13 protein-coding genes are annotated in these 16,297 nt (G+C 57.1%); 10 read left to right on the top strand and 3 right to left on the bottom strand.

The features are described from left to right. Positions 1-54: 54 nt before the first annotated feature. Positions 55-759: a ComF family protein gene (locus JRC49_07485; protein ID QTE72629.1), complete on the bottom strand. Its 705-nt coding sequence runs from the start codon at positions 757-759 to the stop codon at positions 55-57. Further along, positions 756-2,990 (bottom strand): ATP-dependent RecD-like DNA helicase, encoded by a 2,235-nt coding sequence (locus JRC49_07480; protein ID QTE72628.1) that lies wholly within the window; start codon positions 2,988-2,990, stop codon positions 756-758. The genes JRC49_07485 and JRC49_07480 overlap by 4 nt, the downstream gene beginning before the upstream one ends. Positions 2,991-3,309: 319 nt before the next feature. Here JRC49_07480 and JRC49_07475 point away from each other — a divergent pair, with 319 nt between their 5' ends. From JRC49_07475 to JRC49_07440, 8 genes are all read left to right on the top strand, one after another. Next, positions 3,310-4,554 carry a peptidoglycan-binding protein gene (locus JRC49_07475; protein QTE72627.1) on the top strand — a complete coding sequence of 415 codons (1,245 nt, stop codon included), beginning with the start codon at positions 3,310-3,312 and terminating at the stop codon, positions 4,552-4,554. Between the two features lie 114 nt (positions 4,555-4,668). Continuing rightward, positions 4,669-4,905 (top strand): HPr family phosphocarrier protein, encoded by a 237-nt coding sequence (locus tag JRC49_07470; GenBank protein QTE72626.1) that lies wholly within the window; start codon positions 4,669-4,671, stop codon positions 4,903-4,905. Between the two features lie 159 nt (positions 4,906-5,064). Further along, positions 5,065-5,880, top strand: coding sequence for a pur operon repressor (gene purR, locus JRC49_07465; GenBank protein ID QTE72625.1), 816 nt, complete (start codon positions 5,065-5,067; stop codon positions 5,878-5,880). Positions 5,881-5,951: 71 nt separating this feature from the next. Continuing rightward, positions 5,952-7,190 carry a hypothetical protein gene (locus JRC49_07460; protein ID QTE72624.1) on the top strand — a complete coding sequence of 413 codons (1,239 nt, stop codon included), beginning with the start codon at positions 5,952-5,954 and terminating at the stop codon, positions 7,188-7,190. Between the two features lie 20 nt (positions 7,191-7,210). Next, on the top strand, positions 7,211-7,897 hold the full coding sequence (locus tag JRC49_07455) for a YggS family pyridoxal phosphate-dependent enzyme (GenBank protein ID QTE72623.1): 687 nt from the start codon (positions 7,211-7,213) through the stop codon (positions 7,895-7,897). A gap of 25 nt (positions 7,898-7,922) precedes the next feature. Next, on the top strand, positions 7,923-8,906 hold the full coding sequence (locus JRC49_07450) for a cell division protein SepF (GenBank protein QTE72622.1): 984 nt from the start codon (positions 7,923-7,925) through the stop codon (positions 8,904-8,906). Between the two features lie 86 nt (positions 8,907-8,992). Continuing rightward, positions 8,993-9,466: a DivIVA domain-containing protein gene (locus tag JRC49_07445; protein ID QTE72621.1), complete on the top strand. Its 474-nt coding sequence runs from the start codon at positions 8,993-8,995 to the stop codon at positions 9,464-9,466. A gap of 19 nt (positions 9,467-9,485) precedes the next feature. After that, positions 9,486-10,382 (top strand): 2-oxo acid dehydrogenase subunit E2, encoded by an 897-nt coding sequence (locus tag JRC49_07440; protein ID QTE72620.1) that lies wholly within the window; start codon positions 9,486-9,488, stop codon positions 10,380-10,382. Positions 10,383-10,489: 107 nt separating this feature from the next. On the opposite strand, the gene JRC49_07435 is transcribed toward JRC49_07440, so the two are convergent. After that, positions 10,490-11,362, bottom strand: coding sequence for a radical SAM protein (locus tag JRC49_07435; protein ID QTE72619.1), 873 nt, complete (start codon positions 11,360-11,362; stop codon positions 10,490-10,492). Positions 11,363-11,542: 180 nt separating this feature from the next. Here JRC49_07435 and JRC49_07430 point away from each other — a divergent pair, with 180 nt between their 5' ends. Together JRC49_07430 and glpK are read left to right on the top strand one after the other, a co-directional pair. Further along, positions 11,543-14,830, top strand: coding sequence for a PQQ-binding-like beta-propeller repeat protein (locus JRC49_07430; GenBank protein QTE72618.1), 3,288 nt, complete (start codon positions 11,543-11,545; stop codon positions 14,828-14,830). Beyond that, positions 14,805-16,295, top strand: a complete 1,491-nt coding sequence (gene glpK, locus JRC49_07425; protein ID QTE72617.1) for a glycerol kinase GlpK — start codon at positions 14,805-14,807, stop codon at positions 16,293-16,295. Before JRC49_07430 ends, glpK begins: the two co-directional genes overlap by 26 nt. The last annotated feature ends 2 nt before the right edge of the window (positions 16,296-16,297 follow it).

Here is a 16,297-nt window from a genome sequence, read left to right as displayed (position 1 = left end):
CCTGATCGCAACAGACCAACGTATATAATACTGCCGAAAGGGCTTATATGTCAATTATTTTCGGGCGGTGACGGTCAGACCGAAAATCTTTTCCGCGCCGCCGGATCGCAGGGCTTCCGCACAGCGGCAGAGAGTGGTGCCTGTGGTGCGCACATCGTCCACGATGAGTACCGGAAAAGTGATCTTTTCTTTGGGTGTGAAAGCGCCTGCCAGATTGGCGGCGCGCTCTTTTTCATTCAGTCCTACCTGGCGCTTTTCCCGGCGGTCACGCCGAAGCAGCAGCTGCCTGCAGGGCAGGGACAGCTTTTCCGCGAAGGCTTCCGCCAGCAGGCGGCCGTGATCGACGGCTCGCTCCCGGCGGCGGGATTCCGGCATGGTGACCCAGGTGACAACCGTGTCCGGCGGGAAAACCACGTCATCCGGCAGGGGAAGGAGCAGGCTTGCAAGGATGCGGGCGGCACGTGCTTCCGCACCGTATTTGAGTCGGATCACCAGTTCCCGGGGAATGCCTTCATGCGGACGGAGGGACCAGACAGGTAGATCAGGATCCGGATCGGAACGTTCCCAGGCGAAAAAGAAGCCGTCATGCTCCAGGGATTCCCGGCAGTAGGCACAGAGACCGTCCTTATCTGTTACCCTGCCGCAGACACAGCAGAGGGCATCCTCGGGCCAGATGACGTCTTTTCCCCAGCGGGCAAGGGCTTTTTCAAGCGGCCCCCACTTGCCGAACAGCCAGGTTTCGAAAGGGCGGGGGCTCATTGTACAAGCTCCCGGGTTTCGATCAGCCGGCGGGCCAGGGTGGTGTAGCGGCAGATCACATGATCGTTTTCCACCATGCGGCGGATCACGGCCTCGGTGCCGACCAGCACCACGAGGCTGCGGGCCCTGGTCAGGGCAGTATAAAGCAGGTTGCGGGTGAGCAGCATAGGCGGTCCGGGGGTCACGGGCATGACGACCACCGGGAACTCACTGCCCTGGGATTTATGCACGCTGAGGCAGTAGGCGGGCTCCAGGTCTTCCAGGTCTCCGGATTCATAGGTGGCTTCCCGCTCCTCATCAAAGCGGACGGTAAGCATATGGTTTTCCGGATCCACGTCGATGATGAAGCCGATATCGCCGTTGAACACACCGGCACCGTCCTCAATGCCGGCGGAGGTTTCCCGGCGCCAGGGAAGACGGTAATCATTCCGGGTCTGGATGACCTTGTCTCCCAGACGGAATATGGTTTCTCCCCATTGCAGCTGCGGCTTGTCCGAGGCGGGCGGGTTGAGCATTTCCTGCAGGCGGAGGTTGAGGCTGTTGACGCCGCATTCTCCTTTGCGGGAGGGAGCAAGAACCTGGATGTTCCGGACGGAAAGGGAGAGACGCTCCTCTTCCGGATAATGCAGATAACCGGGCAGCCGGGAAGTGACCAGGGCCGTGATGCTCTGGGCTGCGTCGGCCAGGGCGGTTTTACGCTCAAAGAAGAAATCCGTGCCTTTGCCGTTAAGTACCGGCATTTGTCCGTTATTGATCAGGTGGGCGTTCACGACGATCTGGCTTTCCCCGCTCTGGCGGTAGATTTCCGTAAGGCGGACACAAGGCACTTCACCGCTGTCGAGAATATCGCCGAGCACGTTGCCCGCGCCGACGCTGGGCAGCTGATCCGCGTCGCCGACGAGGATCAGGCGGGTGCCGGGGCGGATGGCCTTCAGCAGGGCGCGCATCAGGACCAGGTCGATCATGGAGGTTTCATCCGCGATGACGCAGTCCGCTTCCAGCGGGTTGTCATCCGTGCGGGTGAAGGCGCCCTGCTCACCGCTGTATTCCAGCAGGCGGTGAATGGTTCGCGCTTCTGCGCCGGTGGCCTCGCTCATCCGTTTGGCGGCGCGGCCGGTAGGGGCGCAAAGAACCGTCTCGTTATCCTTCGAGAGCAGCTCCAGAATGCAGTTGATGATCGTGGTTTTGCCTGTGCCGGGGCCGCCGGTAATTACAAAGACACCGTTTTCCAGCGCACCGGCAATGGCCTGGCGCTGGGTGGGGGAGAAGGTGATGTTCCGGCGTTTTTCAAAGGACGAAATCGCCCGGGAAACACCGGCGTATTTGTCGGGTGTAATGGCAACCATCAGGCGGCGGATCATGAGGGCGACCTCCTGCTCCGCGTAACGGTAATAAGGCAGGTAAACCCGGCGGTTTTCTGCCGCTTCATCCGTTTCGGAATGAAGCGCGCCGGAAACAAGCATGCTGCGCAGTGCCTGCTGACAAAGGGTGAGCGGCACGTTGAGCAGCGAGGCGGAGGCGGAACAGAGCTCCGTTTCCGGCAGGTAAACATGACCTGAAGCAGCGGCAGCATCCCGCAGGATATAGGTCATGGCGGATTTGACGCGGTTTTCACTGTCGGGCGGAATGCCCAGGGACAGACCGATGCGGTCCGCGGTTTTGAACCCCACGCCTTCCAGGTCATCGCACAGGCGGTAAGGATTCTCCCGGACGATTTCCGGGGTGCGGTCGCCGTAATGCCGGCTGATCCGGATGGCCAGGGCAGGGGAAATACCGTAGGACTGAAGGAAGACCATGGCGCGCCGGGTGCTCTGCTGCTCCCGGAAGCTTTCGGCAATCATGATGGCTCGCTTTTTGCCGATGCCGCGAACCTCGCTCAGGCGCTCCGGATGCTCGGAGAGAACCACAAGGGTTTCTTCCCCGAAGGCTTCAACAATCAGCTGGGCAGTGGACGGACCCACACCGTGGATCAGGCCGCTGCCGAGGAATCGCTCAATCCCCAGGAGGGTTGTGGGCGTTTTCAGTTCGCAGGAGACACAGTGAAACTGGCGGCCGTAGGTACGATGTTCTATCCAGTCGCCTGAAAAAACAGCCTGTTCACCGGGACTCAGCTCCGGCAGGGAGCCGACCACGGTAATCTCTGACCGGCCGGAACGGACGGTCAGGACGGACCAGCCGTTTTCCTCATTCCGGAAAACGGTACCCTGGATGGTCGCCTCAAGCTGTTCCATAAATACGCTCCATTACCAATGCAAAATGCATGATGCATAATGCATAATTATATGTCCGGCTCAAATGATTTCGGGATATTCGGGAATATAAAACGGGTATGTGCCGTTGTTTCAAGGAGGGCTGTTTTTCGAAACATCCGGCCTCTGTTCAGGGAGTCCCTGAAGGATATGAAACAGATAATTCTGAATTCTGATTTCTGAATCCTGAATTGTCGTATCGCCTGATTCTACCATACAAAACTTCTATTGTCATCAGAGTCGGGGTTTGATATAATGATTCGAAAGATGGTTCAATTCTAAGGAACGAGGAGTGGCGTATATGGATCTGATGAAAACCCTGCTGATCTACATGTCGGCGACAATGGCGCTGGCTGTGAATAGTACGGCTGCTCCGAAGGAAACGCCCGTTCCCACTCCTGCTGCAACCGCAATTGTGGAAACCGTGGACAACACGCAGGTCCAGAATCCTGAAAAGATTCCCGCAGCGGCAGTGACGAACGCTGCAAAACCTACGGCGCAGATTACTCCGGCACCGGTCCCCACCATCACGCCGAACGTGAAGGCTTATCATAACCTGACAATGGGAACCAAGGGCAAGGAAGTAAAGAAACTGCAGGAAAAGCTGATTGAAAAAGGATATCTGCCGGAGGGAAGCGCTGACGGCGCCTACGGACGGCAAACCTATAACGCAGTCAAGAAATTCCAGTACTACAACGGCCTGAAGGCGGACGGTATCGCCGGCAGAGCCACGCAGACCAACCTGTATGAAAACTCGGAAATGATTGACAACCCGGAAAAGGCGGAAGCAAGTGAAACACCGGCTCCGGAGGCAAACTCTGTAGTCGTGCTTGCGACCCCGGCGCCGGAAGAAACCGCAGCACCGGAAGCAACAGACGCTCCGGAACCGGAAGCCACAGCTGACGAAACGCCTGCCACAGACGTGCCTGCTACGGACGCACCCGCGACTGACGCGCCTGTAACAGAAACCCCTGCGGCGGAAGCAGAGGCCACGGCGGAACCGGAACCGACTACCGCACCGGAGAAAACGGAAGAACCGAAAGAAGAAACAAAGCAGACCGCGGAAGATGTTCCGGAAGACGTTGAGGACATCGACCTGGACGCGGAAGATTATGAAATCATCAACGCACTGGTTGCGCTGAACGAGGCGGACGGCCCGCTGGAATTCATCGCGACGGAAGACGGCGTGCCGGTAACGGCGAAGCCGAGGGTGAGCCAGTGCAAGGATAAGATCCGGATCAGCCTGGATGACCTGTGCAAGTGCGTGGAAGGCTGGAAGCTGACGGACGACGGTGTGGGTACCGTTGTATTGGAGGCGGCCGGATACACCCTGGCCCTGTATGATGAAAACCAGGGTTGCACCGCGACCGTGAACGGAACGCAGATCAGCATCGCAGAAGATGATTATGACTTCATTTCTGAAGGTCATTTCATCAATGCCCAGTTCCTGGCCACAGCCCTGAAGGGCGAGGCGGCCTGGGACCAGGAAGAAAACACCCTGATGCTGCGGATTCGGGACAAGGACGCGGTTCAGTACGCGGATTGATGGATAATCCGGTTCGGAAACAGCCGGACAGGAAATTGAAACCGGTACCGAAATGCTGTATGATAGGAACCCGCGCCGGAACCCCGGCGACGAATATGAAGGAGGTGCTTTGCCGTGAAGTCCGCTATGATCAGACTGAGCCTGGTTGAGAATGTAAACAATTTCGTCAACATCGTTGCGCGCTACCCCTATGAGATGGATCTGCGTGCAGGGCGCCATGTGGTGGACGCCAAGTCAATCCTGGGCATTTTCTCCCTGGATCTGTCAAAGCCGATCACCCTGGAGATCTACAGTGATGACTGCAGCGACCTGCTGGAAGAGATCAGCCCTTTCCTGATGAAGGAAGAGTAAAACAGGCAAAGAATAGAGACCGGTCAAATGACCGGTCTTTTCTTTTTTTTCCGAACAATACGGATAAAAATCTTTGAATCATTCGGATATTGTGCTATAATTACCTGTTGTGAAATGATTTACCAGAGGATGCTTCGGAAGCAGAATTGGAGAAGAAAGATGGACAGAATCCGCCGTAATGAGCGCATGACCGCAATGATCAAACTGCTGTCAGGAACCCCCAACAGGATCTTTACGCTGAACAGCTTCTGCGAACTGTTCGGATCCGCGAAATCCACGATGAGCGAGGATGTTGACCTGCTGCAGCAGGTGACGAAGGCCTTTGACCTGGGAGAAATCGATACGGTGACCGGCGCTGCCGGCGGCGTAAGGTACCGCCCGAAGGTCAGCCGGGAAAAGGCGCGGGCCACCATTGAAAAGCTGTGCGCGGATCTCAGCGGCACGGAACGGGTGCTTCCCGGCGGATTCCTGTATTACAGCGATATCCTTTCCATGCCGGAAATTGTGAACCGGATGGGCGAGATTATCGCGACTGAGTACTATGACACAGAGCCGGATTTTGTGCTGACGATGGAAACAAAGGGGATTCCGGTGGCTTTTGCGACGGCCAACGCGCTGGGCGTGCCGCTGGTGATTGCCCGGCACTCCTCCCGGGTGTATGAGGGCTCCGCGGTGAACATCAACTACGTTTCCGGCAGCGGAAGCATTGAGACGATGAGCCTGAGCCGCCGGGCGGTGAAGGAAAACCAGCAGGCGCTGATTGTGGACGACTTCCTCAAGGGAGGCGGCACAGCCGGCGGTATGGTGGAACTGATGCGGGAATTCAATGTAAAAGTGGTCGGCATGGCGTTCGTCATGGCAACCGCTTCCCCGGAAAAGAAGCGGATTACCGGCGAAAAGTCCCTGATGACGCTGGAAGTCACAGACGGGGATCCGGCGGTTGCCGTTGTCAGGCCGGCGGAGTGGCTGAAATAAGCCGCAGATTTGCCAAAGAATAAAAACGCATGATATAATAACAGAATGTCAGAAAGGGGGGTGAACCGCAGGTGTACGATATGCAGCCTCCGCAGCCGGTACAGATGCCGACACTGCAGGAGAAAAAACGCATGAGCGTGCCGCAGATCATGCTGATCGTGCTGGCGCTTGCTTTTGCTGCCTGGTATCTGATCACCTCGCTGGCTCCCGAAGCCGCCCCCTATGCCCAGATTACCGCAGGTGTAATCGGTACCCGTTATACCGGAGACTGTCTGATCGTGCGGGATGAGACGCCCTTTGACCAGGAAGCCGTATCCAGTGTTGAGTACCTGGCGGAAGAGGGAAGCTATGTTTCCCCGGGCACAGATATCTGCAACGTCTATTCCTCCGGCTTCAGCACCCGGGAACTGGAAACCCTGCAGGATTACCGGAACCAGATCAAGGAATACCAGGTCAAGCTGCTGAACCAGGAAATCAATACGGATCCGCAGATGGAAAAGCTGGAAGCGGAAGTGCTGACGCGGGCTCGCGAAGTCCGGGAGCTGATTGGCGGCGCCCGGGGCAACATGAACAACCAGGAAGCGCTGCTTGCGGCTGCAATCCGTGCGCGCCAGAGCCGGCTGAAGGAAAAGTACAGCGGAGACCAGCGGATGACCCGCCTGTATGATGACGAGCAGAGCCAGCTGCAGCGAATCGCCAGCTGGACCAAGAAGTCTGTTGCGCTGAAAGAGGGCCTGGTCAGCTTCTATTCCGACGGATACGAGTATGACCTGACGATTACCAACTATGACAAGTTCAGCCCGGCCCAGGTCCGTGCGATGATCAACGGACAGAAGCCGGCTTCCTCCAATGATATCAGTTCAAAGGGAAAAACCACGATCTACCGTGTGGTGCGCGACGGGCACTGGGTTGTGCTGATGCTGATCAAGGACAGCAACTGGAACCCGGTGGAAGGCGCGGTATACGAACTGAAGCTGGAAAACTTCAAGGATACCATGGTTCAGGCGCAGGTGCTGAGTTTCACCCGGACCGGCGGTGAACTGGAGGTCCGGCTGGACGTACAGTCCAAGGTGCAGCCGGTACTGTATATCCGGACATGTTCCGGCGTGCTGGGCGATAACGTGACCAGCCTGACGGTGCCGACAAGGGCCATTTACACGCAGGACAACATGCCTGGCGTTGTGGTCGTGGATGGAGAATATCCCTTCTTCATTCCCGTCAATGTGATGGACGAAAAGGACGGGATGGTTTACATCTCTCCGATACAGCAGGGTACGCTCTATGAAGGGCAGACTGTAAAGCTGTTCTGATCAGGGAGGAGACAGACGCCATGACCCGGGAGGAACTGGAAAGCAGAGTGGAACGAGTCCGGCGGGAGCTGGAAGAAGCTTCGGCAGGACGTTATCCCATACCGAAACTGATTGCCGTGACGAAAACCCACAGCGCGGAGGAAATCCTGCCGCTGGCTGAAATGGGGATTACGGACATCGGCGAGAACAGGGTGCAGGAGCTCCTGACCAAGCTGCCGGAGCTTCGGGACCGGTTTCAGATTCACCTGATCGGCCGCCTGCAGCGGAACAAGGTGAAGCAGATTGTCGGGGACGTGTGCATGATTCAATCCGTGGACAGCGAACCGCTGGCCAGGGAGATTCATAACCGGGCACTGGCTGCCGGAAGGCGGATGCCGGTGCTGGTGGAAATCAGCCCCGCGGGAGAAGAACAGAAGGGCGGCGTACTGTTTGAGGAGACGGAAGCGTTTCTGAAACAGATTGCGCCCCTGGAAGGGATTGAGATCCGGGGACTGATGGCGGTAATGCCGCTGACAGAGGACCAGGATTATCTGGACGGATTATTTGCACGGACGCGCGGACTGTTTGACCGGATCAGGGATAAAAACCTGAGCGGGATCGCGATGGAAGAGCTAAGCATGGGCATGTCCGGTGATTACCGGCTGGCCGCGGCTCACGGAGCGACGATGGTCCGGGTGGGAAGCGCAATTTTCGGACCCCGCGGATGACGGGAAAGAGGAGAGGAAAACACGTATGGCATTTAAGGATCTGATGAAGAGCATTGAAGGGGTTTTTTCCCGCGTGTCGGCGGATATCACGCGCCGGCCGGACGGAGGCACCAGCCATTACCGTCCGCTGCGGAAGAAGACCGCGGAAGCCCAGCCCGGTGATATGACACAGATGCAGGGACAGGATCCCCGTTTTGTGCATACCGGTTTCACAGGCATGAATCCGCCGGTGAATTTCGGAGGATATGAGCAGGGCACCTTCGGCCAGACTGCGTATGGCCAGACTGCTTTTGATCAGACCGCATACGGCCAGACCGCGTACAACCAGACGGCCTATAACCAGACGGCCTTCGGCCAGACGGCTTATGGCCAGCCGCAGGGCACCAGCTATTTTCCGCAGCAGGACCAGAGCGCCCAGCAGGATTATGTGGGCAAGGGAAGCTTCAGCGGACAGACCGGTTTTACCCAGGCCCAGAGGAACAATATTTCCTATATGCCGGGTGTTGAGCCGCGGATGGAACGCGGACAGGTGCACGTGGAGCACATCATCACACTGACCGGCCTGAAGAGCTGCTACGAAGCGATTGAGTGCATGAAGGACGGGGAAACCCTGATCGTGATGCTGGACGCGATTGCCAACGACAGCGAAAGCATGCGGTGCCAGGATATGCTGGCCGGTGCTGCCTTTACCCTGGGATGCTCAGTCCGGCTGCTGCAGGGCGCACAGATTGTCATCATTGCGCCGGAAGGCGTCAAGATCCTGCCCGAGCAGAACAATGCCCGTGTGATGATGCCCGGCGGAATGATGCAGCCGCCGGAAATGGCGGCACCCCCAATGACCGAGCCTGCGGAAGTTCCCTTCCAGGGCCGGCGGGAACACAGAACCAGCGCGAACGCGGCCGACTGGAACGCGGCGCGGAACGGCGAACTGCAGGGTTATAATCCTTACACCGGAACTATGCCGGTGGCAGCCGGAGCCTATGGCAGCTTCGGAGGATATGGCTATTGATCTGGCGGAACCAAATCAATAGCAATGAACAATGAACAATTAACAATTAACAATTCAGATTGACAGTACCGGAAGGAGGGACGGACATGGAAAGAATCACTTCAGAAGTTATTGCGGAGAAAGAGTTTACTATCGCGTCAAGAGGGTATAATCAGGAAGAGGTGGATACCTTCCTGGACCTGATCTGTGAGGAAATGGACCGGCTGAACAACGAAATCCAGGATCTGCGCCAGAAGACAACAATGGTGCGTCCGTCCGCACCGGCGGCTGAATCCTCCAGCGTGAGCAAAGAGGATGAGAACAAGTTCCGGGAGATCCTGGAGATGGCTGCAACCGTGAAGGAAGAAACCATCCGCAAGGCCCGGGAAGATGCTGAGGCGATCCGCCTGAAGGCAGAGACAGAGGCGAATGAGCGCCTGAACGGGCTGGCCGAAGAACGGGAAGGCCTGGAAAAAGAGGTTACCGCGCTGAAGGAAACTGCTGTGGAATACCGGCGCCAGTTTGAAGAGCTCCTGCATGCACAGCAGGAAGCCCTGGAAAAGGCTACGGGTCTGTTTTAACTGAAAGGGAGGCCTGAACATGTTTGGACGCAGACCGGATGGCAGACGACTCAATGACGTGGACCCGATCGTGCAGATTACCCCTTACCTGATGCCCATGCGCTGTGACGCGCAGGTTTTCCTGGAACACAAGATGGACTATGAGAAAGCTGCGCGCTATATCGCGGAAAAGAATCGGCAGGGGGAAAGAATTACCTTCATGCAGATCATTGCCGCGGCGTATGTGCGGTCTGTCAGCCAGCTGCCTGAACTGAACAGGTTCATTTTCAACAAGCAGTATTATGCCCGGAACAACTGCTCCCTTTCCTACGTGGTCCTCAAGGATCCGCAGAACAATGAGAGCAACGAAGTCACAGCCAGGATCGAGTTCGACCTGACAGATACGATCTTCGACGTCCGGGACCGGATGGTTGCCGCACAGGAAAAAATCCGGGATGAAGAGGAGGACGCGTTCCTGACCAAGCTGGCAGGAGCATTGCTGAAGATTCCGGGACTGGCCACCGGCATTGTGGGCCTGTACCGGCTGCTGGACCGCTACGGCCTTGCACCCGGATTCCTGATCCGGGAGTTGCCTTTCTACAGCGGCCTGTTTATCACCAACAACGCGTCCATCGGCCTGAACCATGTATGGCATCACATCTATAACTTCGGCAATGTGAGCATGTTCATCGGCATGGGCACAATCATGAAGGAAGCCACTGTGGACAGTGAAGGCAAGAGCCGCATGAAGCGGTGGCTGCCGCTGGGCATGACCGCGGATGAGCGGATGTGCTCCGGCGCCCATTACTCCGCCTTCTTTGCTTCCATGGTCAAGTATATGGATAATCCGTCCCTGCTGGAAGTTCCGCCGGAATCTGTCCGGTTTGACATGGGCGGGAAGTATGAATACCACGTACCCAAAGTTAAAAAATCCTGACAATAAAAAGCCTGACAATGTCAGGCTTTTTTACTTTGGTAATGAAAAATGAAGAATTGTAAAATAACGGAGTGTGCGTTCGCACACTCCGTTATTTTCATATGGGTTTAAACAAAGCTCTCATCCTGATTGAATAACGGTATAAAGTCCCGGTCGGCGGAATCCGGTTCCTGCAGGAAGCCGGGAAGATCCAGGGCGATCATATGATCGCGGACACGGCTGTACTCCTTTTCCGTGATGCGCCGGTCCAGCCCGGGAACGGATACGCCGTTGCAGGGGATATACTGGCGCATGAGACTGACAGGAATGCCGGCAGGAAGTTCATCCCGAACCCAGGTGAGCAGGCGCAGGCTTTCCGAAGTGAAACCCGGCAGGATCAGATGACGGATCAGGGTACCCTTGAGCATGATGCCGTTTTCATTGTAAACGGGAGTACCGGTCTGACGGCACATCTCCTTAATCGCGGCGGAGGTGACGGTAAAATAGTCCGGTGCCGCGGCGCACAACTGTCCGGCACGGGTGGAGAAATGCTTCAGGTCCGGAAGGTATACGTCAATGACGCCTTCGAGACGGCGGAGGGTATCCACGGTTTCATAGCCGGAGGTATTCCATACCAGGGGCAGGGGCGGGCGCCAGAGTTCCAGCGCCTCCAGGATCCGGGGAACAAAAGGGGTGCCTGTGATAAAAGACAGGGTGTGGACACCTAGGTCTGTCAGGCGCTTGAGCGCGTCTGACAACTCCCGCGGGGTGAAAGGGCGGCCCTCATTCCGGTGGGAGATATCTCCGTTCTGGCAGTAGACGCAGCGGAGCGTACAGCCGGAAAAGAAGACGGCTCCGGTTCCGCGGCTGCCGGATATGGGCGGCTCTTCCCACAGATGCGGGGCAATACGGGCAATGAGCATCTCCTCGCCGAGGCCGCAGAAGCCCGGCTGAACAGAACGGTCAGCACCGCATTGACGAGGACAAAGTGTACATTTCATAATATAAAACAATAACCATCTTTCAGAATAAAACAGGACGAACTGCAATGGAAAAACGTCCGCATCCGTATTATATAAGGGCGCAGGGGAAAAGGCAACGGCCGCGGGACTTGTGAACAAAAACGCTTTCAGATATAATATACACTGTCGGAAACTTTGCAGAAAAGGAGAAGACGAAGATTGGACAGATGGAATCGGAAAGATCAGAATACATATACCGGGATGAATGCCCAGCGCAGAAACCGGCGGAAACCGGAAACGGGCATTCCCGTCAGAGCGGAAGAATCGTCTGAATCCTCCGAAGTGCTGGCCAGCCTTGAACGCTGGCTTATTGATGATGAGCCCGAAAAGGAAACACAGGAGAAAGCGCCTGTAACAGAAGCGACGGAGCAGACCGAAGAAGCGGATTTCCCTGAAGTGCCCGATATGCCGGCGGAGGAAGAACCGGCCGAGGTACAGGAAACAGCAATCCCGGAGCCTGAAAAGAAAGAAGAAAATGATGCTCCCGCGGCACCTGAGCTGCCGGAAGAATCTGAACCTGTCGAAAAAACAGAAGCATCTGAAGAAACACCTGCCGCGGTGCAGGGCGCGGACAGCCGGGTGCCCGCGGAAGCGCGGCGCATGAGCGCAGCTCCTTACGGCACCGTCAAGCCGGAAGCCAGACGTCCGGGTACCCGTCCGCAGAACGCGTACCGCAGGCCGCCTATGCCTGAACAGAAGCAGGCGCCGGTCCGTCCCAGACGGGACGTGCGGGAGGAGCCGCTCCGGTCCGGCAGCAACAGAACCCAGGATAAAACATCCAGGGTACGGGTTGGCTATGCCCCTGGGCGCATGAGCGACGGTATGACGCAGCAGGTTCCGATCCGGGAAACTGCCCGGGACGCTGCCTGGGAACGGGAACAGTCGATGTATTCCCGTGACGCGAAAGCATATCTTGAAAAACGGAGTCAGCCTTTCCGGACGGAGAACGCCAAGGAAAAGGTGCAGGATCGTCCGGAGCATAAACTGCTGAGGATCATTGTGGCGCTGCTGGTGGTGATCGGCATCATCATTACAGGTGTGCTGATCTTCAGGGACAGGGCGAATCAGAAGAATAACGCTGTGCGGGAAGCTCCGCGTGTTATCAACTTTATCCCGGTGGATGAAACGGTAGGACGTACCGCACCGGTGGACATGGCTTTCACCGTGCTTACGGAGCGGGACGTATCCGGAATCCGCCTGCGGGGAGAAAACGACGAGGATCTGGATACCGAGGCCGCGTCGACAGACAACACGGATGGTTCCAAATTATGGACCATGAAGATGCACGTGGAAACCGGACGGAAAGGTACCGCGATTCTCCAGGTGCGCCGGGCTGATGAAGACAAGTGGTATGATACGAATTCCACGGTGGAAATAGAGATCCAAGGGCCGCTGGATATGCTGACCCCGAAGCCGGAGGAAATCACGGAACCGGATCCGGCCGAATATGACGACGACGATTATTACGACGTGGACGCGGAAAAAGCGAAGGAAGAAGGCGCTGAAGGGGAACCGGATCCTGAAGCAGAATCGGATGAGAATCCGAATATAGAAGCAGAAGGCGTTACCGGGGATCTCTGGGGAGAAAACGGAGAGGAAGATCCGGATAACGAAGCAGAGGGCGAGGGAGCCTTCGAGGGAGATCGATATGACGATCTGCCGACCGGGGAACTGCGTACGCCCGAACCGACTCCTACCGTTGCACCGCCAACCCCTGCACCGACTGAAACCCCGCCGCTGACGGCGCTGGCAGCGCCGGAAGCTGATCCGTCACTGATTTCCAGTACGACGGTTTATACCAGCGTTACCAAGAAGGTGAAAAACTACAGCCGGCCGGCGAAGGAACTGATCCATATGCCGGCGGCGGATGAATATACCACAAAGCAGCTGGGTGTGATGACTTTCCGCGGCGACAACTTCCGCCGGAACGCAGCCGTAGGTACGCTGAGCGCGGCACCGACAGGCCTGAAGGAAAAGTGGCATGCGGACAGCGGAAGCGCACGGGGAACAAACCAGACCTATTACGGCTACGGATGGACCGGCCAGCCGGTGATTGCCCGCTGGAGCACGCAGGTGCGCGAGGGAAGCAACCTGTTTGAAAAGAAAATCAATACAAAGGCCCTGAAGGAAGTCATCATTGCGGGCATGGACGGCAATATCCGCTTCCTGGATCTGGCTGACGGAGAATTAACCCGCAACAGTATCAAGCTGGGCTATCCCATGCGCGGTACGCCGACGCTGCATACCGGCGGTTATCCCTTCATGAGCGTGGGTCAGTTTGCCCGGAAGATGAAGGTGAAGACCGGCAAGATCGGCCTGAGGCAGTACAACCTGTATTCCCAGAAGGAGCAGAAACTGCTGGACGGCCTGGACGGAAAATACCATCGGCCGCTGAATGATGTCGGCAGCTTTGAAACCTCAGCGCTGATCGACAGAACCAGCGATACGCTGATTGCTGCCGGATCGAACGGCATGCTGTATCTGGAATCGCTGAACTCAAGCTTCGACTACAACGCGAAGGTGCTGACCATTGATCCTTCCATCACCGTTATGAACTATAAGGTGAAGGGACAGAAGAGCACAGCCCTGCTGGCAATCGAATCCTCTCCCGCCGCGTATGACAAGTACGTCTACATGGCAAACATGGGAGGCGTTCTCATGTGCATTGATACGGATACCCTGAAGCCCGTGTGGGCAGTGAATACCGGGGACTCCGTCATGGCGGCGGTTGCCATGGATATGCAGATCAGGGAGAATGTCCAGGAAACGCCGGTGCCTGCAGAAACAGGAGACGAAGACGATCCCAAGGACAAGGCTCCGGCGGATAACCGGGAGCTGAGTCTGTACACGGCGAATATGCTGAACAACCGGAAAAAGGGCGACAGCGATATCCAGATCCGCCGGTATGACGCACTGAGCGGAAAGGAAATCTGGAAGACTTCCGTCGGCGTAACCAAGGGTAAGAAGGATAAGGATGACGTCGGTGCCAAGGCTTCTCCGGTGATCGGACAACATGGGCTGAATGACCTGGTCTACTTCACGGTGACCGGTCTTTCAGACGAAGGCAGGCAGCAGCTTGGCCTTTCCGGTGAGACGCCTGCTGTCCTGATTGCGCTGGAAAAAGCAAGCGGAAAGATTGTCTGGTCCTACGGCCTTTCCAGCCGCAGCGAATCTTCACCCATTGCGGTGTATAACGAAGCAGGAAACGGCTGGATCATCCAGTGTGAACAGAACGGCACCATCCACCTGCTGGAGGGACTCACAGGAAGCGTTGTGGATACAATGCAGCTGAATGCTGAGATTGAAGCTTCCCCCGCCGCCTATGGCAGCACGGTGGTTATCGGTACTACAGGTAAAAACACGTCCTTTGTTTACGGCATTGAACTCGAGCTTGCGCAGGTGCATGATGAGGAGGGCGGCTATGAAGAAGATTCTGGCGGCGCTTGATCAGGGAACTACCAGCTCCCGGGCAGTGATCTTTACCGAAGACGGAGAGATTATTGCGGCCTTTAACAAGGAATTCCCCCAGCATTACCCGAAACCCGGCTGGGTGGAACATGACCCCAAAGATATCCTGAACAGTCAGATCACGGCCCTGAGGGAAGCTGTACGCCTGAGCGGTGTGAACGCGGCGGATATCGCCGCGATCGGCATCACCAACCAGCGGGAAACCACTTTCCTCTGGGACCGGAACACAGGCGAATGCGTTGGCAACGCCATTGTGTGGCAGTGCCGGCGGACCAGCCAGATTGTGGATCGGCTTGTGGCGGACGGCTGCGGCGACATGATCCGCGAAAAGACGGGCCTGGTGCCGGATGCCTATTTCTCCGGCACAAAGCTGAAGTGGCTGCTGGATTATTACAACCTGCGGGATCGGGCGGAAAAAGGAGAGCTGTGCTTCGGCACGGTGGACAGTTTCCTGTGCTGGAACCTGCTGGAGGGCAGGCCGCATGTGACGGACGCGACCAACGCCGGCCGCACAATGCTGTTTAACCTGCATACCCAGGACTGGGACGACGATCTCCTGAAGCTGCTGGATATTCCCAAAGCGTGCCTGCCCCGGGTGGTGGACACGGCGGGAATGATCGGCATGCTGGATCCGGCGATCCTGGGCCGGGCTATTCCGGTGACCGCCATGGCGGGTGACCAGCACGCGAGCCTGTTCGGCCAGGCATGCCTGAAGACCGGAGATATCAAGAACACCTACGGCACGGGCTGCTTCATGCTGATGAACACCGGGGACAAACCGGTGATGAGCGAGCACGGACTGCTGACCACGATGGCCTGGCGTATTGGCGGGAAACCGACATATGCGCTGGAAGGCAGCGTGTTTATGGGCGGAGCCACCGTCCAGTGGCTGCGGGATGAACTGAAGATTATTGAAAACGCCGCAGAAACAGAAGGGATTGCACAGTCAATCCAGAGTACCGGCGGCGTATACCTGGTGCCGGCATTTACCGGACTGGGCGCACCCTGGTGGGATATGTACAGCCGGGGAACGCTGATCGGCATGACCCGGGGAACCGGCCGGGCACATATTGTCCGGGCGGCGCTGGAGGCAATCGCCTACCAGAGCGCGGATCTGATGGATGCGATGATCGCGGACTGCGGCAGCCGGCCGGAAAGCCTGCAGGTAGACGGCGGCGCCAGCGCGAACAGCTTCCTGATGCAGTTCCAGGCGGATATTACAGGCATTCCGGTCATCCGGCCGAGAGTGCTGGAAACCACCGCCCTGGGCGCGGCCCTGCTGGCCGGACTCGGCGCGGGGATCTACAGCAGTCTGGAGGAAACCACAAAGGTCTGGCAGAAGGATCTGGAGTTTACGCCCCGGATGGATGACGCTACAAGGCTGCTGAACCTCAAGGGTTGGCACGAGGCCGTAAAGAGGTCATTACTTTGGGCGAAGGACTGACG

It is taken from the genome of Clostridiales bacterium FE2011 (genome assembly GCA_017569305.1).
Taxonomy (GTDB): Bacteria; Bacillota; Clostridia; order Christensenellales; family Aristaeellaceae; genus Aristaeella.
This window is presented reverse-complemented; position numbering and strand designations above follow the sequence as displayed.